The 22,540-nt window shown below is 50.7% G+C and carries 21 protein-coding genes; 11 read left to right on the forward strand and 10 right to left on the reverse strand.

The window, feature by feature from the left end; all coding sequences use genetic code 11:
• Positions 1–36 precede the first annotated feature (36 nt).
• From SAQUA_RS23970 to SAQUA_RS23995, 6 genes are all read right to left on the reverse strand, one after another.
• On the reverse strand, positions 37–1,554 hold the full coding sequence (locus SAQUA_RS23970; RefSeq protein WP_380674242.1) for a PLP-dependent aminotransferase family protein: 1,518 nt from the start codon (positions 1,552–1,554) through the stop codon (positions 37–39).
• 44 nt (positions 1,555–1,598) lie between these two features.
• Complete coding sequence (gene cysE, locus SAQUA_RS23975; protein WP_380674241.1) at positions 1,599–2,420, reverse strand: serine O-acetyltransferase; 822 nt, start codon at positions 2,418–2,420, stop codon at positions 1,599–1,601.
• 112 nt (positions 2,421–2,532) lie between these two features.
• Positions 2,533–3,552: an NAD(P)H-dependent glycerol-3-phosphate dehydrogenase gene (gpsA, locus tag SAQUA_RS23980; RefSeq protein WP_380674240.1), complete on the reverse strand. Its 1,020-nt coding sequence runs from the start codon at positions 3,550–3,552 to the stop codon at positions 2,533–2,535.
• Positions 3,552–4,022: a protein-export chaperone SecB gene (gene secB, locus SAQUA_RS23985; RefSeq protein ID WP_380674239.1), complete on the reverse strand. Its 471-nt coding sequence runs from the start codon at positions 4,020–4,022 to the stop codon at positions 3,552–3,554. Before secB ends, gpsA begins: the two co-directional genes overlap by 1 nt.
• A 95-nt stretch (positions 4,023–4,117) precedes the next feature.
• Positions 4,118–4,366: a glutaredoxin 3 gene (grxC, locus tag SAQUA_RS23990; RefSeq protein ID WP_380674238.1), complete on the reverse strand. Its 249-nt coding sequence runs from the start codon at positions 4,364–4,366 to the stop codon at positions 4,118–4,120.
• A 27-nt stretch (positions 4,367–4,393) separates the two neighbouring features.
• Positions 4,394–4,828 carry a rhodanese-like domain-containing protein gene (locus tag SAQUA_RS23995; RefSeq protein WP_380674237.1) on the reverse strand — a complete coding sequence of 145 codons (435 nt, stop codon included), beginning with the start codon at positions 4,826–4,828 and terminating at the stop codon, positions 4,394–4,396.
• 302 nt (positions 4,829–5,130) lie between these two features.
• Between SAQUA_RS23995 and gpmM the strand changes: the two genes are divergently transcribed.
• From gpmM to SAQUA_RS24010, 3 genes are read left to right on the forward strand one after another with little or no spacing between them, the layout of a single operon-like run.
• Positions 5,131–6,675 (forward strand): 2,3-bisphosphoglycerate-independent phosphoglycerate mutase, encoded by a 1,545-nt coding sequence (gene gpmM / locus SAQUA_RS24000; RefSeq protein ID WP_380674236.1) that lies wholly within the window; start codon positions 5,131–5,133, stop codon positions 6,673–6,675.
• Positions 6,676–6,684: 9 nt separating this feature from the next.
• Entirely contained in the window at positions 6,685–8,019 is a 1,335-nt protein-coding gene (gene envC / locus SAQUA_RS24005; RefSeq protein WP_380674235.1) for a murein hydrolase activator EnvC, read from the forward strand.
• 2 nt (positions 8,020–8,021) lie between these two features.
• A complete protein-coding gene (locus SAQUA_RS24010) occupies positions 8,022–8,978 on the forward strand; it encodes a divergent polysaccharide deacetylase family protein (protein ID WP_380674234.1) in 957 nt (318 codons plus the stop codon).
• 189 nt (positions 8,979–9,167) lie between these two features.
• On the opposite strand, the gene tdh is transcribed toward SAQUA_RS24010, so the two are convergent.
• Both tdh and kbl read right to left on the reverse strand, forming a co-directional pair.
• Positions 9,168–10,193 (reverse strand): L-threonine 3-dehydrogenase, encoded by a 1,026-nt coding sequence (tdh, locus tag SAQUA_RS24015; protein WP_380674233.1) that lies wholly within the window; start codon positions 10,191–10,193, stop codon positions 9,168–9,170.
• Between the two features lie 9 nt (positions 10,194–10,202).
• Complete coding sequence (gene kbl, locus SAQUA_RS24020; protein ID WP_380674232.1) at positions 10,203–11,399, reverse strand: glycine C-acetyltransferase; 1,197 nt, start codon at positions 11,397–11,399, stop codon at positions 10,203–10,205.
• Between the two features lie 239 nt (positions 11,400–11,638).
• Here kbl and rfaD point away from each other — a divergent pair, with 239 nt between their 5' ends.
• From rfaD to SAQUA_RS24045, 5 genes are read left to right on the forward strand one after another with little or no spacing between them, the layout of a single operon-like run.
• Positions 11,639–12,571: an ADP-glyceromanno-heptose 6-epimerase gene (rfaD, locus tag SAQUA_RS24025; protein ID WP_380674231.1), complete on the forward strand. Its 933-nt coding sequence runs from the start codon at positions 11,639–11,641 to the stop codon at positions 12,569–12,571.
• Positions 12,572–12,593: 22 nt separating this feature from the next.
• Positions 12,594–13,640 carry an ADP-heptose--LPS heptosyltransferase RfaF gene (rfaF, locus tag SAQUA_RS24030; protein WP_380674230.1) on the forward strand — a complete coding sequence of 349 codons (1,047 nt, stop codon included), beginning with the start codon at positions 12,594–12,596 and terminating at the stop codon, positions 13,638–13,640.
• A gap of 2 nt (positions 13,641–13,642) precedes the next feature.
• Positions 13,643–14,626 carry a lipopolysaccharide heptosyltransferase RfaC gene (gene rfaC, locus SAQUA_RS24035; RefSeq protein ID WP_380674229.1) on the forward strand — a complete coding sequence of 328 codons (984 nt, stop codon included), beginning with the start codon at positions 13,643–13,645 and terminating at the stop codon, positions 14,624–14,626.
• A gap of 2 nt (positions 14,627–14,628) precedes the next feature.
• Positions 14,629–15,552 (forward strand): glycosyltransferase family 2 protein, encoded by a 924-nt coding sequence (locus SAQUA_RS24040; protein ID WP_380674228.1) that lies wholly within the window; start codon positions 14,629–14,631, stop codon positions 15,550–15,552.
• Positions 15,540–16,751: an O-antigen ligase family protein gene (locus tag SAQUA_RS24045; RefSeq protein WP_380674227.1), complete on the forward strand. Its 1,212-nt coding sequence runs from the start codon at positions 15,540–15,542 to the stop codon at positions 16,749–16,751. The genes SAQUA_RS24040 and SAQUA_RS24045 overlap by 13 nt, the downstream gene beginning before the upstream one ends.
• Before the next feature lie 193 nt (positions 16,752–16,944).
• On the opposite strand, the gene SAQUA_RS24050 is transcribed toward SAQUA_RS24045, so the two are convergent.
• Both SAQUA_RS24050 and SAQUA_RS24055 read right to left on the reverse strand, forming a co-directional pair.
• The gene (locus SAQUA_RS24050; RefSeq protein ID WP_380674226.1) at positions 16,945–18,042 is read right to left on the reverse strand and encodes a glycosyltransferase family 9 protein; all 1,098 of its coding nucleotides are present in this window, start codon (positions 18,040–18,042) and stop codon (positions 16,945–16,947) included.
• Between the two features lie 4 nt (positions 18,043–18,046).
• Positions 18,047–19,009: a polysaccharide deacetylase family protein gene (locus SAQUA_RS24055; RefSeq protein WP_380674225.1), complete on the reverse strand. Its 963-nt coding sequence runs from the start codon at positions 19,007–19,009 to the stop codon at positions 18,047–18,049.
• Between the two features lie 211 nt (positions 19,010–19,220).
• Between SAQUA_RS24055 and rfaQ the strand changes: the two genes are divergently transcribed.
• The 3 genes from rfaQ to SAQUA_RS24070 are packed head-to-tail and all read left to right on the forward strand — an operon-like array spanning position 19,221 to position 22,530.
• Positions 19,221–20,303, forward strand: a complete 1,083-nt coding sequence (gene rfaQ / locus SAQUA_RS24060; RefSeq protein WP_380674224.1) for a putative lipopolysaccharide heptosyltransferase III — start codon at positions 19,221–19,223, stop codon at positions 20,301–20,303.
• Positions 20,300–21,430, forward strand: a complete 1,131-nt coding sequence (locus tag SAQUA_RS24065; protein ID WP_380674223.1) for a glycosyltransferase family 4 protein — start codon at positions 20,300–20,302, stop codon at positions 21,428–21,430. The genes rfaQ and SAQUA_RS24065 overlap by 4 nt, the downstream gene beginning before the upstream one ends.
• Complete coding sequence (locus tag SAQUA_RS24070) at positions 21,427–22,530, forward strand: glycosyltransferase (RefSeq protein WP_380674222.1); 1,104 nt, start codon at positions 21,427–21,429, stop codon at positions 22,528–22,530. Before SAQUA_RS24065 ends, SAQUA_RS24070 begins: the two co-directional genes overlap by 4 nt.
• The last annotated feature ends 10 nt before the right edge of the window (positions 22,531–22,540 follow it).

The following is a 22,540-nucleotide window of genomic DNA, read 5'->3' on the forward strand; positions in this document are numbered from 1 at the left end:
TTATTAAAAGAAAAAGCCGGTGCCTGGTCTATTTTATTACTGGCAAGAAGCAGAACTATCCATTTCATCCAAACATAACGTTAGAAGGTGAGAAAACGCTTTGATATTATTAGCTATCTCCATAGGATCCAGTGCTGCAAACCCCATTAGCCAGCCTGATAAGGCGATCTCTTGAGTACAAAATTCAGATAACCCCTTAAGCGTTAAATTATACTGCTCGGCACGGTGCGTAACGTATTGCTCAATTTTTTTACTTTCCACCAGACAAAGTATCTGTAAACCGCAATTGGGTTTAATCACTTGTACCTTTGAACTACACTGTTTCTTTATTTCATTGATAATAAGCTCGGCACGGAATGAGTATATTTTCTTCATCGTTAGCACGTGTTCTCTATAATGTCCTTGCATAATAAATTTCGCTAACGTGCGCTGTGTTATTCCTGATGTCTGGCTGTCTGTATTTGCCCGTGCGGCTATCATAGGGTTTATCAGTGATAGCGGTAGAACCATATAAGATACGTGTAAGTCAGGAAATAACGTTTTGCTGAAAGTCCCCAAATAAATAGTCCGTTGGTAGGGATCCAGCCCTTGCAATGATGCCGTCGCAATGCCTTTGTAGTGAAATTCGCTGTCATAATCATCTTCGATGATCCACATTTCACGATTTCTTGCGGCTTCAATCAAAGCCAAACGTCTTTCCAGGGAAAGTGCATATCCGGTCGGATATTGATTGGAAGGGGTAACGTATAAAAACCGGGCATTGGCCTGAGAACGAATAATTTCATCGACGCAGATCCCTTGGTCATCGACGGCAATCGGCACAAGTTTTAACTGAGCCGCCAGAAAGGCCCTAATGGCGCCAGGATAGCCCGGATTTTCAATAAAGATGCTATCGTCAGCATCCGCTAATACCTGTGCGCATAGGGAAAGTGACTGCTGCGTACTGCTCACAATCAGCAGTTGATTGGCTTGCGCTTTTACCCCTCGCTCTGAAAGAAGATAATCGCAAATCGCTTCTCTCAGATGAATGTTACCCTGCAAATTATTCCCGTTAGTTGCATATAATCCCTCCTCCTTGATGGTTTGCTGATAGAGATCCACCCAAGTGTGGATTGGAAAGTTGCGGGTTTCTGGCGTACCGGGGCTGAATGCCCGGTACTGGAACACGTTGTTTGGTTCCGACTTGGCATGTTGTGATGATCTTCGACTTAAAGTGACGCGTCCGGATGACCTGACTTCGCGCTCACTCATCAAACCAAGCAACGGTTGCTGCCTTTGAGAAATAAAACTCCCCCGGCCAACCTCTCTGGATACATACCCCTCGGCTTCCAATGAGCTGTAACAGCTTTCGATGGTGCCTCTGGATAGCAACATTGACGCAGCAAGCACACGGCTTGCAGGCAAACACTGCCCTGCAACAAGCTCACCTTGCTGGATCATGGTCTTAAATGCGCCTGCCAAGGCCGTGGCTAATGAAACCTCTGGGCTCACTTGCTTGGTGAGTTCTTTTTGCAGCAAAAGATAACGGAGCTGATGTTCAGTCAGTCTGTTCAAAGGACAACTCCGTTAAGAGAGAACAATTGCTGCAGAGAAGCTACTCAGATACCGTCGCCGTATTCAAACCCTTGGTTAACACCATTGAAATACTGGTCCATATCCATCGACGGGGTGTCACTTTCAGGGCGACCGACAATACGGGCGGGCACACCTGCCGCAGTGGTATGCGGGGGAACGGGTTGTAGCACCACGGAACCGGCACCGATCTTGGCCCCTTTACCCACTTCGATATTACCGAGAATTTTAGCCCCAGCGCCGATCATTACACCCTCACGAATTTTAGGATGGCGATCGCCACTGGTTTTGCCGGTCCCACCGAGGGTGACCGATTGCAGAATGGAAACGTTATTCTCCACCACGGCAGTTTCACCGATCACAATCCCCGTGGCGTGGTCGAGCATGATACCGCAGCCGATAGTCGCAGCCGGGTGGATATCCACGCCAAAAGCTACCGAGATTTGATTTTGCAGGTAAATCGCCAAAGCCTGGCGGCCCTGCATCCATAACCAGTGACCAATACGGTAAGCCTGTAAGGCATGGAAGCCTTTCAGATACAGCAGCGGGGTGGAATATTTATCGACCGCAGGGTCACGTAGCCGGACGGCCAGTATATCGCGCGCCGCAGAGACGATCATTTGCGCGTCGGAACGGTACGCATCCTCCACAACTTCGCGCACTGCAATTGCTGGCATAATCGGATTAGCCAGTTTGTTTGCCAGAATATAACTGAGTGCACTACCCAGATTTTCATGCTTGAGCAAGGTCGCATGGAAAAAGCTAGCCAGCATCGGTTCACAATCAGCCAGTGCTCTCGCTTCTGATTTAATGCTGCTCCAAACCTGTTCTAACTCTTCTGACGACATTACCTTCCTCCCTGCATAGCAAACGAACCACCCGCGAAACTCCAGCAAGATGGCTTAATCTATCTACTTATTGAATCGCGCCCACGGGTTCAATACCTAAACGCTAACAAGGTCAAGCACCGTGCTTTTCATCTTTCCTGGTGCGTCCAAGCAGGCTTAACGCGGCTTCTCGAGCATTTTTCGCACAGTACAACACCTGATAGATCTGCTCGGTAATCGGCATTTCTACACCGTGGCGTTTAGCCAGCGCCAACACCTCTTTGGTATTGCGATAGCCTTCAACTACCTGGCCAATACTGTCCTGCGCTTCCTGAACCCCTAAACCCTGCCCCAACATAATACCGAAACGCCGGTTGCGTGATTGGTTGTCAGTACAGGTCAAGACCAGATCTCCCAGCCCGGCCATCCCCATAAACGTCGCGGGATCGGCACCCAGTGCGGAGCCAAGACGGCTCATTTCCGCCAGGCCACGGGTGATCAGTGCGGTACGTGCGTTTGCGCCAAAACCGATACCGTCAGACATCCCCGCACCAATGGCAATCACGTTTTTCACCGCGCCACCCAACTGTACTCCGATGAAATCAGGATTACTGTAGACGCGGAAGCTTTTACCACAGTGCAATAGTTGCTGAAGATCGTCAGCAAACTGCTCATCAGTTGCCGCCAAGGCAATTGCCGTTGGCAAACCGGCTGCCAGTTCTTTGGCAAACGTTGGCCCAGAGACTACCGCAAGCGGAATAATATCCCCTAGCGCTTCACGAGCAACATCCTGCAACAGCCGCCCCGTTTCCGCTTCCAGACCTTTGGTGGCCCATACAATACGGGCATCCGGGCGCAGATAGGGTTTTAACTGACGCAATACGTCGCCAAAGACATGGCTGGGAACGACAACCAGCACATCGCGGCTGGCCGCTAGCGCAGAGGCCAGATCGGCTTCGAGCAGTAACGTATCAGGGAAGGCAACGTCAGGAAGAAACGCCTGATTACAGCGATCGCGCTGCATGATCTGAATCTGTTCGGGGTTATGCCCCCATAGCACTACCGGGTGGCCATTACGCGCCAGCGTAATGGCCAATGCGGTGCCGTAAGAGCCGGCACCGATTACAGTCATTGAAGCATTGACGGTATTCATCAGGCATCCTGATGTTGTTCGGCACCTTCGCCTTCCGCCTGCTGCTGCAGATAGTTCATGAACAGGGCGTCAAAGTTTACCGGTGCCAGGTTCAACTGCGGGAATGTACCGCGTGAAACCAGGCTGGTGATGCACTCACGCGCATACGGGAACAGAATGTTCGGGCAGTATGCGCCCAGGCAATGGGCCAGTTGCGTACCTTCGATACCAGCCACAGAGAAAATCCCGGCCTGCTGAACTTCGCACAGGAACGCGGTTTCTTCACCCAGAGTTGCTGTTACGGTCACGCGCAGTACAACTTCATACACATCATCAGTCAATTGACTGGAAGCCGTATCAAGATCAAGTTTAACTTCTGGTTGCCATTCTTGCTGGAATACCTGCGGAGCGTTTGGCGCTTCGAATGAGATATCCTTGGTATAGATACGTTGGATCTGGAAAGCCATCTCTGTGGTGTTTTGTTCTGACATTTGTCTAGTACCCTTGGTTAAATATCCTTATTGACACTCAGTAACCGGAACACCTTTCCCAATAAGAAAAAAGCGGGAGAGGTATAACTGCCTGCTTAAAGCAGTGGATCCAAGCCACCACGAGCATCGAGTGCATGTAAATCATCGCAACCACCAATGTGCTGGCCGTCGATGAAAATCTGAGGCACGGTGGTTCGCCCACTACGCGCAATCATTGCTTCACGTTTAACGTTATCACCGTCAATGGCGATCTCTCTAAACGCGGCGCCCTTACTGTTCAGCAACGCTTTAGCGCGATGACAGAACGGGCAGGTTGCCTTGGTGTAAATCTCAATGTTAGCCATGGAACCTCCCTCAAAAACAGTAAAAAATTACTTGCCACGAACCAATGGCAGGTTTTCCCCACTCCAGCCGGCAACGCCGTCTTTCAGGGTATAAACCTTTTCGAAACCCGCTTTGCTCAGGTGTTCTGCCGGTTCGCGGGATGTTGTGCCATTGGCGCAAACCACGATGACCGGCTGAGCCTTGTGTTTTTCCAACTCACCGTAGCTACCGCCTTTGAGCTCACTCGCCGTCAGATTGATGGCGTTGGCAATATGGCCTCTGCGGAAGTCGTCCCGGCTGCGGGTATCAACTATCACAGCATCTTCTTTGTTTATCAACAGGGTAGCTTCACCGCGAGCGATCTCCTTAACCTTGGAAAAACGGCTCTTGAAGGTCATAACGATCACGGCAACCAGCAGTACAATCCAAGCGAGACTAAGTATGGGGTGCCGGCTGACAAATTGCATAATTTCTTGCAGCATGGGGTGTAACAACTCCCGTCAGTTAAGGGAAAAATAAGTCAAGGTTTCAGAGTATACCTGCCGAATGAAGCAAATACAGCCAATAAGCAAACGCGAATGCATAAACTGCGCAGTGCGCTGAAAAATTACCTCAATGGTGTCTGGAAAGTCTGCACCGTACAACGCAACTTTGATCTTTCTGGGCTCTTTTTAGCCCGTTTCGTTGTAGAATCGTTCGGTTTTGGAGGGTGAATAGCCATCAATCCCACAGTAGCAGGCTGATGGCTATTCACAACTTAAGCGATTATAACGAGGTTACTGCAATGTCGAGCACGAAAAAGCCCATGGTTCTGGTGATCCTGGACGGTTATGGCCACCGGGAAGAACAGCAGGATAACGCCATCCTGAACGCTAGAACGCCGGTCATGGACCGCCTGTGGCAACAACAGCCACATACTCTGATTGCGGCTTCAGGCCTGGATGTCGGCCTACCTGATGGACAGATGGGCAACTCCGAGGTTGGCCACGTGAATTTAGGCGCTGGCCGCATCGTGTATCAGGACCTGACTCGTCTGGATAAAGAGATCAAAGACGGTGACTTCTTCGCCAACCCAACCCTGACCGCCGCAGTAGATAAAGCAGTGAACGCAGGCAAAGCGGTTCATATTATGGGCCTGTTGTCCCCTGGTGGCGTGCACAGCCATGAAGACCATATTCTGGCGATGATCAAGCTGGCCGCTCAGCGTGGCGCCAAAGCGGTTTACCTCCATGCCTTCCTGGATGGGCGTGACACTCCGCCGCGTAGTGCTGAAAATTCACTGAAACGTTTCAGTGACGAATTTGCCAAACTGGGTGCCGGGCGCATTGCCTCAGTCATTGGCCGTTACTATGCGATGGATCGTGATAATCGCTGGGATCGTGTGCAATTAGCTTATGATCTGATGACCCAGGCAAAAGGTGAATACACGGCGGATAACGCCGTTGCCGCCCTGCAAGCTGCCTATGCCCGTGATGAAAACGACGAATTCGTCAAACCGACCGTAATTCAGGCTGCAGGTGAAGCCAACGCTGAAATGAACGATGGCGATGCGTTGATCTTTATGAACTTCCGTGCTGACCGGGCGCGCCAGATCACTCGCACCTTCATCAATTCGGATTTTGATGGATTCCCGCGTGGCAAAGTCGTCAAGTTCGGTGATTTCGTGATGTTGACCGAATACGCTGCCGACATTAAGACTGCCTGCGCGTATCCACCAGCATCACTGACCAACACCTTTGGTGAATGGCTGATGAAGCACGACAAAACACAGCTGCGCATCTCGGAAACCGAAAAATACGCCCACGTGACCTTCTTCTACAACGGTGGCGTTGAAGAGCCATTCAAAGGTGAAGAGCGCGTGTTGATCAACTCACCTAAAGTTGCCACTTACGACCTGCAGCCTGAAATGAGTTCCGCTGAGTTGACCGAGAAACTGCTGACGGCTATCAACAGCGGCAAATATGATGCCATCATCTGTAACTATCCGAACGGTGATATGGTTGGCCACACTGGCGTATATGAAGCAGCGATCAAAGCAGTCGAAACACTAGATAATTGCATTGCGCAAGTGGTTGATGCCGTTAAAGCCGTTGACGGCCAACTGTTGATCACCGCCGATCACGGTAATGCCGAGCAAATGAGCGATCCGGCAACGGGCCAGGCGCATACCGCGCATACCAGCTTGCCAGTACCGCTGATCTACATCGGCAAACCTGCTAAAGCAGTTGAAGGCGGCAAACTGTCGGACATCGCACCAACCATGCTGGCACTGATGGGCATGGAAATCCCACAAGAGATGACTGGTAAGCCGCTGTTCATCGTGGAATAATCCTTCTCCATGAGGGAGAAGGCGAATTTTGCACTATCAAGGGTGACCCGAAGCGCAAACTCAGGCAGCCAACCGCTGCCTGAACGCTCTGCGCCTAGCAAGTTAACCACCGTCTGCGCCAGCGTTTTTTTCGCTGGCGCACTGTTGTTGCCGCTAACCAGCACCGCTGCGGAAGACAACAAATCCCAACTCAAAGACGTTCAACAGAGCATTGCAGAAAAAGAGAAAGCGGTTAAGCGGCAACAGCTACAGCGCAGTTCACTGCAGGATCAGCTCAAACTGCAGGAAAAAACCATCGCGCAAGCCAGCCGTGCATTGCATGATACCCAAGGTTCACTGACTGAACTGGGCAAAGATATTTCGGGCCTGAATACCTCAATCGCCAAACTGCAACAACAGCAATCCACCCAGCAAGAGATCCTCGCCAAGCAACTCGATGCCGCTTTCCGGCAGGGGCAGCACAGTGCATTGCAACTGATACTCAGCGGCGAAGAGAGTCAACGCAGTGAACGCATTCTGGCCTATTTCGGCTATCTGAATGAAGCGCGTCAGCAATCCATTGAACAGTTGAAGCAAACCCGAGCCCAGTTGGCGGAACAGAAGAGTTCGCTTGTCACCAAACAGAGCCAACAGAAATCACTACTCAGCGAGCAGCAGATCCAGCAACAGAAGCTGGAACAGGCGCGCAGCGCACGTAAAAAAACCCTGACAGCACTAGAAGCGTCACTGGAGAAAGATCAACAGCGCTTGGTTGAGCTGCGTCAAAACGAAACCCGTTTGCGCGATCAAATCGCCCGCGCCGAGCGAGAAGCCAAGGCCCGTGCCGAGCGTGAAGCTCGTGAGGCGGCAAAAGTCCGTGAGCAGGTCAAGGCGAAAGAGCAGCAGGCGAAGAAAACCGGCACCAGCTATAAACCCAGCGAAGGTGAACGTTCATTGATGGCACGAACCGGTGGTCTGGGCAGGCCAGAAGGGCAAGCCGTATGGCCGGTACGCGGCCGCATTGAACACCGCTTTGGCGAACAACTGCAAGGTGAGTTACGCTGGAAGGGTATGGTTATTTCCGCCTCCGAAGGCAGCGAAGTGAAGGCTATTGCCGATGGACGAGTGCTGCTTGCCGACTGGCTGCAAGGCTATGGCCTGGTAGTCGTGGTTGAACACGGTAAAGGTGATATGAGCCTGTATGGTTACAACCAGAGTGCCTTGGTCAACGTCGGTGCACAGGTGCGGGCTGGTCAGCCCATCGCACTGGTCGGCACCAGTGGTGGCCGGGGAACGCCGTCGCTCTATTTTGAAATCCGTCGCCAGGGTCAGGCCGTTAACCCACTGCCGTGGTTAGGAAGGTAGGTTTGTTCTATCCCAAAATGCGTACTGCCCTATTGTGGAGTTCTTTACTGTTGGCAAGCACAGCGCAGGCAGGAAAACTCTCGATTGTCATCGATGATGTGGGCTATCGCCCGCATGAGGAGAACGCCGTACTGCAAATGCCGGTAGCAATCTCCGTTGCCGTGCTGCCCAATGCGCCACATGCACACCTGATGGCCACCAAAGCGCATAGCCAGGGGCGCGAAGTGTTGATCCACATGCCAATGGCCCCGCTCAGTAAACAATCGCTTGAGCGCGATACATTGCAACCCTCCATGAGCAGCGAAGAAGTACAACGCATCATCCGTAACGCGGTGAATAACGTGCCTTATGCGGTGGGGATGAATAACCACATGGGTAGTGCCATGACCTCCAGCCTCCCAAGTATGCAGAAAGTGATGCATGCTCTTGAGAGCTACCAGCTCTACTTTCTTGACAGTATGACTATCGGTAACAGTCAGGCAACACGCGCAGCTGCAGGCACCGGGGTGAAGGTGATTAAACGCAAGGTGTTCCTTGACGATACCGCCAACCCGGACGATATCCGTCGTCAGTTCAATCGTGCCGTTGAGTTGGCCCGCCGTAACGGCTCAGCAATCGCCATAGGCCACCCGCGACCTGCCACGGTCAAAGTACTGCAACAAATGTTGGCGACATTACCCGGTGATATCGTGCTGGTGAAACCCAGTTCGCTGCTCAATGAACCACAACAAAGCGGCGGTAGCTATGTTCCACCGCTCAAGCCGAACAAGACCAAGCCGAAAAATCCGTTTACTGGCGCAATCAAGCAGTGCAAGGTCAAATTGCCAAAACAAGGCGTGAACGCAGGCCAGGTAATGAGCGTCATCGGAGAGAGTCTGACGCAATCACCGGTAGTGGCGTTGATCAAGCACCATTGGCAGCACTGGATAGACTTGGCGCAAACCAAGCCAAAGGGTTGAGTGAATAGGCGGAACCAGAGTTTTCCACCTCAGACTGCTGACAAACCCCGTTATTAGGGAGAGCGTGCCGATGGGGTCGTAACGGCGTAAGCCGTCGGAGCGCCCCTCGGTGCGCTAGGCCCGGGTATCTCGGGTCAGAAGGCGACTTTGTCATCAACCTCAGGCGGAACCAGAGTTCCGCCTGTTACATCAATCCCAACTCAAAATAACTTTCCCGGACTGTCCAGAACGCATGGCATCAAAACCCTGCTGGAACTCGTCAATAGAGAAACGATGGGTAATCATTGGTGTCAGATCCAAACCGGATTGGATCAATGCGGCCATCTTGTACCAGGTTTCAAACATTTCACGGCCATAAATCCCTTTGATAAACAGCCCTTTGAAAATCACCTGATTCCAGTCGATCGACATATCTGATGGTGGGATACCCAACATCGCGATCCGGCCACCGTGGTTCATGGCATTAAGCAGAGTACGGAATGCCGGTGGTGCACCAGACATCTCCAGACCTACGTCAAACCCTTCCGTCATGCCCAGTTCGGCCATCACATCGTTCAGGTTTTCCTTACTGACGTTCACCGCACGGGTAACACCCATCTTACGCGCCAGTTCCAGCCGATATTCATTCACATCGGTGATCACCACATAGCGCGCGCCGACGTGCTTACACACTGCCGCTGCCATGATGCCAATCGGGCCCGCACCAGAAACCAGCACATCCTCCCCAACCAGGTCGAAAGACAATGCAGTGTGCACGGCATTACCAAACGGGTCGAAAATCGAAGCCAGTTCATCAGAGATATTGTCCGGGATTTTAAAGGCATTAAACGCCGGGATCACCAAGTACTCAGCGAATGCGCCTGGACGGTTAACACCCACACCGGTGGTATTCCGGCACAGATGAGTGCGGCCACCACGGCAGTTACGGCAGTGTCCACAGGTAATATGCCCTTCACCAGAAACACGGTCACCGATATTGAAGCCTTTGACTTCCTGACCAATCGCCACCACTTCACCCACATACTCATGGCCCACCACCATAGGTACCGGAATGGTTTTCTGCGACCAATTGTCCCAGTTATAGATATGTACATCAGTACCGCAGATTGCAGTTTTGCAGATCTTGATCATGACATCGTTATGCCCCAATTCTGGCTGGGGAACATCGGTCATCCAGATGCCTTCTTCCGCTTTCAATTTAGATAATGCTTTCATGAAATTACCTTACGCAATTACGCCAAGCGTTTTACCTATGCGGATAAACGCCTCAATCGCACGTTCAATCTGTTCCGGTGAGTGATCGGCGGACATCTGGGTACGGATACGCGCCTGGCCTTGCGGCACCACCGGGTAGAAGAACCCCGTGACATAGATGCCTTCCTTAAGCAATGCATTGGCGAAGTCCTGCGCCAGTTTGGCCTCTCCCAACATCACCGGAATGATGGCATGATCGGCCCCTGCAAGAGTAAAACCTGCTGCGGTCATTCTTTCGCGGAACAGGCGGGCATTGGCCCAAAGACGCTCGCGCATTGCATCGCCGTCTTCAAGCAGTTTCAATACCTCAATGGAAGCCGCAACAATCGCCGGTGCCAGCGAGTTGGAGAACAGATAAGGACGTGAACGCTGACGCAGCCACTCCACAACTTCTTTCTTCGCCGCCGTATAACCACCGGATGCTCCGCCTAACGCCTTGCCTAAGGTACCGGTAATGATATCGACGCGGCCCATTACTTCGCAGTACTCATGGGTCCCACGGCCGTTAGCGCCGACAAAACCCACCGCGTGTGAGTCATCAACCATCACCAGTGCGTCGTATTCATCGGCCAGATCGCACACGCCTTTCAGGTTAGCAATCACACCATCCATTGAGAAAACGCCATCGGTGGCGATCATGATGTGACGCGCACCCTCGGCTTTGGCCTGCTTCAACTGTTCGGCCAGTTGGTTCATATCATTATTGGCATAACGATAGCGTTTAGCCTTACAAAGGCGAACACCGTCGATGATCGAAGCATGGTTCAAGGCATCTGAAATAATGGCATCTTCCGGGCCGAGCAAGGTTTCAAACAGCCCACCGTTAGCATCAAAACAAGAGGAATAGAGAATGGCATCTTCCATTCCCAGAAAATCAGCCAGCTTTCGCTCCAGCTGCTTGTGGTTGTCCTGCGTGCCGCAGATAAAGCGTACTGAAGCCATACCGAAACCATGACTGTCCATCCCTGCCTTTGCTGCCGCAATCAGTGCCGGGTGATTGGCCAATCCCAGATAGTTATTGGCACAGAAATTAATGACGTGACGGCCATCCGCAACGGCAATATCAGCCTGTTGCGCAGAGGTAATAATCCGTTCTTCTTTGAACAGCCCTTCGGCACGAGTGGTAGCAAGCTGTTGTTCCAGTTGCTGGTAAAAGGAAGAGGACATTCGGTAATCTCCAAAATAGGCACATTTTCGGCATATTTTACTGATTTGTTGGCAAACTGACGACAATGCAAAGCAGAGAATATGAAAGTTGTAGCAGATATCACGGCAAACTATGGCATTTTTCAGCAGGGCAGGATATTAAGAGCCATTCCGATGTTCCCAATGGCATGAAATGCTATTATAGGTGGCATAGGGGTGGGGCATCGTGCACCACCGGGAAGAATACAGGGGTAAACCCAATGATTATCGTCACTGGCGGCGCTGGCATGATTGGCAGCAATATCGTTAAGGCACTGAATGATAACGGATATCGTGATATTCTAGTGGTAGATAACCTGAAAGATGGTACCAAATTTGTCAATCTGGTCGACCTTGATATTGCCGACTATATGGACAAAGAAGATTTCATCGCCAGCATTATGGCCGGTGATGATTTGGGTGAGATCGACGCTATTTTCCACCAAGGTGCCTGTTCTTCCACTACCGAGTGGGATGGCAAGTACATGATGGACAACAACTATCAATATTCCAAAGACATCCTGCACTTCTGCCTCGACCGTCAAATCCCGTTCCTGTATGCCTCCTCCGCCGCCACTTACGGTGGCCGTACCGATAACTTCATCGAAGAGCGCCAGTACGAACAGCCGCTGAACGTCTATGGCTATTCTAAATTCCTGTTTGACCAGTATGTGCGTGAGATCCTGCCAGAAGCGGATTCACAGGTGTGTGGTTTCCGTTACTTCAACGTTTACGGCCCACGTGAAGGCCACAAAGGCAGCATGGCCAGCGTGGCGTTCCATCTGAATAACCAGATCAACCGTGGTGAGGCTCCAAAACTGTTCGCTGGCAGCGAAAGCTTTAAGCGCGACTTTATCTACGTTGGCGACGTAGCAGCAGTCAACCTGTGGTTCTGGAAGAGCGGCGTCTCCGGCATCTTCAACTGCGGTACTGGCCGTGCAGAAACCTTCCAGGCGGTCGCTGATGCGGTGGTGGACTACCATCAATCAGGCGCGGTGGAATACATTGAATTCCCTGAAAAACTGAAAGGTCGCTATCAGGCCTATACCCAGGCCGACCTGACCAATCTGCGCGCAGCCGGTTATGATGCTCCGTTCAAAACGGTAGCCGAAGGCGTTAAAGAATACATGGCCTGGTTAAACCGTACCGCTTAAGCCGAAGGAAACTGTTAACGGTATGAAAATACTGGTCATTGGCCCTTCATGGGTTGGCGATATGATGATGTCGCAAAGTCTCTACCGCACCCTGAAGGCCGAGTACCCGTCAGCAGAAATCGATGTCATGGCTCCCGCCTGGTGCCGTCCTCTGCTGGCACGTATGCCTGAAGTCAACCAGGCATTGGCCATGCCACTAGGCCATGGCGCTTTGGCTTTAGGCGAACGCCGCCGTCTGGGCCACACGCTGCGCGCCAACGGTTACGATCGCGCCTATGTGCTGCCCAACTCTTTCAAGTCGGCCTTGGTGCCATTCTTCGCCAACGTACCGCAACGTATCGGCTGGCGCGGTGAAATGCGTTACGGTCTGCTTAACGACATGCGTTTGCTGGATAAAGCGGCTTTTCCGCTGATGGTGCAACGCTACGTGGCGCTGGCTTACGATAGGCAGCGCATACAACGCGCTGAAGATCTCCCCCAACCGCTGCTCTGGCCGCAATTGCGGGTCAGCGATGAAGAAATTGCCGAAACCACTTCTGCGTTTAACCTCACCGATCATCGGCCAATTATCGGCTTTTGCCCTGGTGCCGAATTTGGCCCGGCCAAGCGCTGGCCGCACTACCACTACGCGACGCTGGCGCAAATGTTGATCGACGCTGGCTACCAAATCGCCCTCTTTGGCTCGGCCAAAGACAACCAAGCCGGTGAACAGATCCGCTCGGCCTTGGCAGAGAGCGCACGCGATTTCTGTTTCAATCTGGCCGGGGAAACCCAGCTCGAACAGGCAGTGATCCTATTAGCGTCTTGCCGGGCCGTGGTAAGTAATGATTCCGGGTTGATGCACATTGCCGCTGCGTTGAATAAACCACTTATCGCATTGTATGGCCCAAGCAGCCCGGATTTCACGCCACCATTGTCCAACCAGGCCAAAGTGATCCGTTTGATCAGTGGCTATCAAAAAGTTCGTAAAGGTGATGCCGATCAGGGCTATCACCAAAGTCTGATCGATATCCAACCGCAACAGGTGTTAGACGCGCTGACGCCATTACTTGCCGCCAGCGAGGAATAACCATGCAAGTTCTGATCGTTAAAACCTCTTCGATGGGGGATGTACTGCATACATTGCCTGCCTTGACCGACGCCATGCTCGCCATCCCCGGCATTCGTTTCGATTGGGTAGTAGAGGAAGGGTTCAGCCAAATCCCTAGTTGGCATCCGGCAGTCGAGCGCGTGATCCCGGTCGCTATTCGCCGCTGGCGTAAAAACTGGTTTGGTGAAGAAACGCGCCAACAGCGCTGTGATTTCAAGCGCAAAGTGCAAGAACGCAGCTATGATATCGTGATAGATGCTCAAGGCTTGATGAAGAGTGCAGCCTTGGTGACGCGCGTTGCCCGTGGCAGCAAGCACGGCCCGGATTGTAAAAGTGCACGTGAGCCATTTGCCAGTTGGTTCTACAATCATCGCCACGAGATTGATAAGCAGCAACATGCCGTAGAACGCATTCGTGAACTGTTCGCCAAAAGCCTGGGTTATGAAAAACCGCAGAATAAGGGTGACTACGCGATTGCCAGCCATTTCCTCAGCCATCCCCCAGCGGATGCAGGGCAATATGTGGTTTTTCTTCACGCTACTACGCGTGATGAAAAACACTGGCCAGAGCAAAACTGGCGCGAACTGATGCAGTTGATCGCCCCGACTGGGATGAGAGTCAAACTCCCCTGGGGTGCAACACATGAGCACCAGCGGGCCTTAAGGCTGGCGGAAGGGTTTTCCCATGTTGAAGTGCTGCCAAAACTCAGTTTGCAACAGGTGGCAGAAGTGCTGGCAGGGGCAAAAGCGGTGGTTTCGGTCGATACCGGACTCAGCCACCTGACCGCCGCCTTGGATCGCCCAAACATTACCCTTTTCGGCCCAACCGATCCTGGGTTGATTGGGGGCTACGGGCGGAATCAACATGTTTGCTGCCCTGATACGGGGATTCGCATGGCGGATATCAGTGCCGAACGGGTGATGGGATTATTAGCACCGCTTCTGACCAATGAGGAGCTTTATTAAGTATGCCCAAGCCAAATATCCTGCTCAGCGTGATAATTGCCGCCCACAACAGCGGTAATTATCTACGTGAAACCTTGCAGAGCCTGCTTGACGCCCTAGGCGAGAGCATCACTGATTGCGAAATCATTCTCATCAATGATGCATCCAGCGATAACACTGAAGCGGTGTTATCCGAGTTTACCCAAACTCACCCTCAAGCACGTTCTTTCAATGTTGAATTCAAAAACATTGGCAAGGTGCGTAACTTTGCCATTGCTAATAGTCATGGTGAATATATCACCATGCTCGACAGTGACGATCTGCTGAAAAAAGGATCTCTTAATGAGATATCCTCTTTTCTCTACCAGAACAAGCCTGACCTGCTGCTAACCAAGCTGCATGAAGTACATGAAATTACCGATGTAGATCAAAACTGGAAAGGGTTAAAAACGGAATTACTGACCCAAAATGAAGCAATAACGCGTTTCCTTATCCATAAAGATTTCCAAGCACATCTGATTGGTCAGTTTATCAAAAGATCGCTGCTTCAGGCTAACCCAATCCCTGACTTTAGCTGCTACGAGGACTTCTATATTTTTCCGCAACTCCTGACACAATCCCAGAGTATTATTTATTCTCGCGAGAGTCATTATCTGTATATAAAACGCAGCTCTAGCTTGTCGAACTCTCCCTCGGCAGAAAGGATAAAAAATCTTTTTGTATGTACCGAGAAAATGGATTCTCTTTTTGGCGAAAATTTTCACGATCTGGTTTTGTGTCACTGGCTGGACATCGAGTTGAAGCAGAAAAAATGGATCACGCTAGACGAGCACTTGGATATACTCAATAAAAAAGCGCATGAAACCTGCAGTCTCAGATTTTTTTTAAACCCGAAAGTCAGATTCAGTTATAAAAAAAGAGCGGCAAAACTGTTATGGAAAAAATAGAGCAAAGATTATATTTTGTCAGTTTTTTACTGGCCATTTCTGCTATCGTACTTACCTTGATGATGACCAGTAGACAAAGGGAGCTGTTCTATTTTTCTTTCTACATTGCCATGATTGGGCTTTTCGTTGAAAGGAAGAATATCCGCTTGCCAAAAATGGATATTTCTTATGCTATCATTCTGATAGGTCTGGTAAAAATTATCTGGACGTTGGTGCTTTATCGTCACATGCCGGATTATGGTTTGGCTGGTCCTCAACTGGATTCAGGTAAAAAATTGATTGTCGGTGGTGTGTTAGTTTTCTATCTCAACTACTTTTCTCACTATTTAACCACGTTCAATTATCGCCAGTATTTACTCACCGGATTTGCACTGGCTTTTGTGCTGGCAACAGGTTACGGCATCTATCAGGTTTACCATAGCATTGAGCGCATCGATTTTAGTACCAACCGTGCAACCGTCGCGGCTTATATCTACTCAACGCTCTCAATTCTGCTTGTCTACCTTCTCATCAAGCTCAAAAAAAACACCAGCTACTATGTGGCAGCCGCTGCGGTAATTATTATTTCCTTTCTGATTGTGATCATGACTGGAACCCGTGCCGCAGTGCTTGCACATCTATTTCTCATGCTGCTGATGATATTATTCCACTTCCGCAGGATCCATCTTAAACCGATTCTGATCGTTCTGGTATTGTTAGGGCTGGTGGGTATGGCAACCTACAGTAAATATATCAAGCCCAAGATCGAACAAACCAGCGAAGAGATTATGCTATATCAGAAAGGAGATGACCTCTCGTCACTCGGTTCTCGCTTCTCATTATGGAAGGTCGGATTTGATATATTCTTGCAGCATCCGTTCGGCAATACCGTTGAAGCACGCTACGCACAAGCAGCAGAAATCATCGCCAAAGCTCCGCAAAATAAAACAGCCCTGACTTATATTAACGTGCACTTACATGATGAACTGCTTGAAGCAGCCTCGCTGCAAGGTGTGGTTGGCTTGCTGACAGTGTTTTTTTTCTATGGTTATATCACGATGAAATCGTTAGTGGATAAAAATACACCGCTATTGATGATCGGTTGTTGCATGATTGTTTATGGCTTAACAGATGTATTATTAACCAGTCCAGAGTCAGTGATTTTCTATTTAGTGTGTATCGCACTGTTTAAGAAACAAATTTCCACAAAAAACTGTTAATAAGTATCCCCCTGTGCTGCAGGGGGATACTAAAATGGCCCTCTGTGAGAGATATGCTGACCATGTAACTAGAATTACTTAAAGTATGATCTATCTATTCAACAAAGAAGTTGAACAATATTATTCCTTCCATAACCCCACAATGCATATCCTGCAATGACAATTTTCATTTTACCCTTTCGCTTTTCAAGGGTTATTCTGTTACCGGGATAATGTGCATTTTCTCTAATACACCGTACACTTGCGCTACGGAAATAATCGACAACGGCTGTTCCCCTTCCAATGTACTATCATAGCTACCGGTGAGATCGATTATCTGATGTATTTCTTTATCCTGATAAGGGCCGGTATGTTTTGGATTAACCGTCACAAACAGGCTGATGGTCGGCACTTTAAGCGCTACGGCCAAATGGAGTGGGCCAGTATCACCAGTCACCAATACATCCAGCGAATCAATGACGCCAACTAATTGCGGCAACGTCGTTTTACCCACGTAACTAATCAGCCGCTGCTGTTGGCTACTATCCAGTTCAGCAGTCAACGTATCGATCAGATCCTGATCGGCTTTAGAACCAATAACCACTACATCGATCTTATCGTCATAACGATCGATCAGTTGTTTGGCCAACTCGGTAAAATATCCCACTGGCCAGCAACGTTCACGGGTAGAAGCTCCCATATTGAAGCCAATCCTTGTCCGCCCGGCAGGTTTGGCTAATTTCTCGAACGTACAAGGAATTTCCATCTCAATTTTGGAGCGGTCACCACCCAAAAATTGCATCAGATCCAGCTTACGCTGGATCAAGTGACCATCAAAATTCAGTGAACAACTGATCACCCAGGAATCTATTCCCTTTGGCAAAGTAAGGTAATTGTCTCTCAGGATATATTGGCAGCCCGCCAAAACCGCACTGATAATATCGTAAGGCAAGTGACCATGCAGGATCACAGCCAGTTCAGGTCGGTTTCTTCGCAGTTTATATACCGCTGATAACATGTCCTTGAATTTATTGTTCCAGAAAATCACTTCATCAAAACAGGCGTAGTCTTTCACCATCCCGTAATTAACGGTACCAGCCACCAGGGTGATATGTGCCTCAGGATAACGCTCACGCAGTGCACGCATGGCTGGGGTGTTGAACATAAAATCCCCCAGCGCGGTCGTGGAATACACCACAATCCGTTTGAACGGGTAGTCTGCTCGTAACGACTCTCTGGGTTTAATATTGCCGAACAGCAAACTGTATGCAGATAAAAACCAGTGCGCGTACTTCAATTTTCTGATCTTCATGTCATTAACCAGCGTTCACCTGTTTTTGATAATACTCAGCCAACGTCATGCCAATCGTACGTGGCAGCAACCAGTCAAACAGCTGCTCCAATTCGCGATACAGCGCTTCAATATCCTGCTGGTTTTTAAACGTCGGGCTGCCTCCGGGCATAAACTCGGAAGAGTGCAGCATGAATTCAACATAATCATGCCCCTGTGCCAGAGAGCGCTCAACCACCAGCTTCATCTGCTCCAGATTGTTACCCGTTGGGCGCAACCAATGCACTGACGGCGAGCGTTTTTTGCCCCGCAGTCTGTCATAACCCTGCTTTACCGCATTCATCAGCGCGGAGTGCTTGTACTGAATACTCATCGGGACTTCCAGTAAGGTCGAATTACCGGGCCTGGCAATGTCAGTTGGGTCGATGAAGTAGGCTTGCGACGGAAAATGACGGTAATCAGTTCCCCCGTTACCCCGGGGATCGCCCGGCGAATACTGCCAATTCACGCGCGGCGTGACGGAGCAATCAACCTGATAGCCATATTCCAGCAACAATGCGGCATAAAACTCATTAAACGCCCAACGCCCGGCCCGATGGCTAAGCATCTTGGTCTGGAAAGTATCCTCCAAGAGTTTGGTCATATGATCGACCTTGGCTCTAATCTGGTCAGCCGGGTATTCGATCAGATAGGGTTTATGCCGCCAGTCATCATCAGTGAGCGGCATCAGCGGCGGACTGTTCCATGCGTGCAGATGCATACCAACCTCACCCGTTCCACGAGCAATCACATCGCTGGCAAATTCAACGTACTTTGCATCCACCGCCATTTCATAGTTGGTAAGGTAAACCGGCTTGAAGGCATATTTTTCGCACAGCGCCTGAAAGCGTGGTAGAAAACGTGTGTTTTCGGTCGAAATGCGGTCGTGGTTTTGCCACAGATTATCGCCTTCAGTATCAATGGTGATAAGAAACGCCGGTTTAGTCATAAATATCTAGCCTGATATCAACAGAACTTATTATGTTACGCAGCCCGTTTCCTCAGGGCAAACGACTTTACTGCCCCAAATGGACAATATAGCGTCGTATTCGTCACCATGAGCCGTTATTTTTGCGGCGACAGGCAAGAAAACCGGGCAATGGTAGCCACATGCGATCCGGTCATTTAGAATCAGGCACTGGTTTCCCTGAAAGCGACTCATGATGAACGACGTGCCAGCCTTAGCTTCTGTATCACCAGTACAACGTATTCTGATTGTTAAACTTCGCCATCATGGCGATATGCTGCTGACCACGCCGGTGATTAATACCCTGCGGCAAAACTATCCCAGCGCACAGATTGACGTACTGCTATATAAAGAAACTCAGGATATGCTGGCAAGTAACCCAGCGCTGTCGCAAATATTTGTCATCGACCGCCAATGGAAAAAGCAGGGTACCAAAGCCCATTTGCGTCACGAACTGAACCTCATCCGTCAGTTGAAGGCACAACGTTACGATCTGGTACTCAACCTGGCCGATCAGTGGCGCAGTGCGTTGATTACCCGCCTCACCTGTGCGCGTATCCGCCTGGGTTTTGATTTTCCCAAACGCCGTGGCTTTCTGTGGCGCCATTGCCATACCCAGCTAGTCCCTGTGTCTGAACATGCACATCAACATACCGTTGAGCAAAACCTTTCACTGCTGCAACCCCTTCACTTGCCCGCTATCAGCCAGCAAGTGACCATGAGTTACAGCCCGCAAGACTGGCAAGCCAGCAGCGAACTTTTGCAACAAAATGGCGTCACAGGTAACTATATCGTGGTACAACCCACTTCGCGCTGGTTCTTCAAATGCTGGAGCGAAGAAAAAATGGCGGCCACCATCAGTGCGCTGCAAACTGAAGGCCACCAACTGGTGATCACCTCCGGGCCGGATGCCAGAGAACAAAGCATGGTGGCGCAAATTTTAGCTCAGTGCCCGCAGCTTGGTGTGGTATCGCTGGCAGGGCAGTTGACTCTGCGGCAATTGGCGGCCCTGATCGATCATGCCAAACTGTTTATTGGGGTAGATTCGGTTCCCATGCATATGGCAGCGGCGTTACAAACGCCTTGTATCGCTCTTTTCGGGCCATCCAAACTGATATTCTGGCGCCCCTGGCAGGTTATCGGCCAGGTGATCTGGGCCGGGGACTTCGGCCCTCTGCCCGATCCCGATGCCGTCAATACCGGTACCGATGAGCGTTACCTCGACCTTATTCCTACAGACGTGGTGATTGAAGCCGCGCGGAGCACGCTTGCATGAAAGCATTTCGTTTGGCGATTGTCCGCCAGAAGTATCGCCCGGACGGCGGAGCAGAGCGTTTCGTATCCCGAGCATTGGAAGCGTTGGAACAACAAGATCTGGATCTGAACGTTATTACCCGCGAATGGCAGGGCGATATCAATCCGAATTGGCACATCCATCTGTGCAATCCAATGAAACTCGGGCGCATCAGCCGTGAGCGCGGCTTTGCTGAAGCGGCAAGGGCAATATGGCAGAAAGAAAAATTCGATCTGGTGCAAAGCCATGAGCGCATTCCTGGCTGCGATATTTATCGCGCGGGTGATGGTGTCCACCGCCGCTGGTTGCTGCAGCGCGCCCGTCTGCTCCCCGAGTGGCAGCGTAAATGGTTGTTCTCCAACCGCTATCACCGCTATGTGATGTGCGCCGAACACGCGATGTACTCGGCACCAGAACTGAAAGCGGTGATATGCAACGCGGAGATGATCAAGCGGGAAATCATCGAGGCTTTCGGTGTGCCTGCCGATAAAATTACCGTGATCTACAACGCCATCGATAACCAGAAGTTTTTACCGGCAAACGAGCAACTGCGGCAGCAATTGCGGGCGCAGTACCAAATCCCACAACAGGCGCACTGCCTGATTTTTGTCGGTTCAGGCTTTGAACGAAAAGGTCTGGCGGCTGCCATCCGCGCCGTCGCCGCAACCGACAGCTATCTTTTGGTTGTCGGCAAGGATAAGGCAGAGAAACGTTACCGTTCGCTAGCACAATCACTGGGTTGTAGTGACCGGGTCCGGTTTATGGGCGTACAGAAACAAACTCTGCCATTCTATCAGGCGGCTGACGCGCTATTATTGCCAACGCTGTATGATCCCTTCCCCAATGTGATCCTGGAAGCGATGTCATGCGGGCTTCCGGTGATCACCAGCACTAACTGCGGTGGTGCCGAGTTTATCACCCAAGGGAAGAATGGCTTTGTCAGTGAGGCTCTGGATGTGAGTGCCCTCATCGATGCTATCCACGCCCTGCCACAGCAAGCTCTGGGATCCAATATGGGGGAAGCAGCGAGATTCTCTATTTTGCCGCACACCCCAGCACACTTATCCCGACAATTGGTCGATCTCTACCAGAGGTTACTCCCGGAATGAAACAACACATTCTGTTTATAATCGATGGTCTACCCGGCGGTGGGGCAGAAAACATCACATTGGCTCTGGCGAAAGGCATTTATCAGCGCGGTCATCACGTCACGGTGCTTTCGTTGAGTCAGCGACAGGATTATGAAATCCCGCAAGGGATCGACTATATCGTCGATCACGATAATGGTCGCGGGCCACTACGCAAATTGACAGAATTGACCCGGCGCGCCGCTTCACTCGACCGGCAGCTCTCCAATCTGTTTGCCAAATCAGGCCGCCCGGCGTTGGTCATTTCCAGCTTACATAAAACCGACCGTATCGTAGTGCGCTCACGTGAGCTCCAATCATGCAACGTTTGGCACTGCGTTCACGGCATGTTATCCCGTTCTTATTTAGGTAACAAAACCGGTCTGCGCCGTTGGATAAAACAACGTAAAATGCAGCAGGTGTATAAGAACCGTAACATGATTGCTGTCTCCGATGCAGTCGGTGACGATCTGATTCAACAGCTTGGGCTCCAACCAGCACAGCTGGTTACCATCTATAATCCGTTCAATATTCCCGAGCTAGAGCAGCGCGCAAATGCCGTTAACCCGTTTGCCGGGGAAGAGTATGTGTTGCATGTGGGCCGTTTTCACCCGGTAAAACGTCACGACCGCTTGTTAGAAGCCTTCGCCCTTGCCCAGCTTCCTTGTAAGCTGGTGTTAATCGGCCAGGGAGAAGAGCAGATCAAAGCGGCTATCGAAGAGAAAATCAGTACGCTGGGTATCCAACAGCAGGTGATCATGGCCGGTTTCAACCCAAACCCATTGCCCGCCATCAAAGGCGCACGCATGGTCGCACTCAGCTCTGACAGCGAAGGATTACCAACGGTATTGATCGAAGCCTTGATCTGCCGAACACCCATCGTCAGCACAGGCTGCCCGGGTGGTGTCGCAGAGATCATGTCTGGGGTATTGGCAGCCTATATGGCTGAAATGAATGCTGAATCATTAGCTGAGAAATTAAAGTTAGCCTGGAATAACCCACCAACCATCACGCCGGAAATATACCAGCGATTCGATCAGGAATGCATAATAGATAAATATCTTTCACTGATTGAAAAATAATAAACGGTTA

The organism is Serratia aquatilis (genome assembly GCF_044865145.1).
Lineage (GTDB): Bacteria > Pseudomonadota > Gammaproteobacteria > Enterobacterales > Enterobacteriaceae > Chania > Chania aquatilis.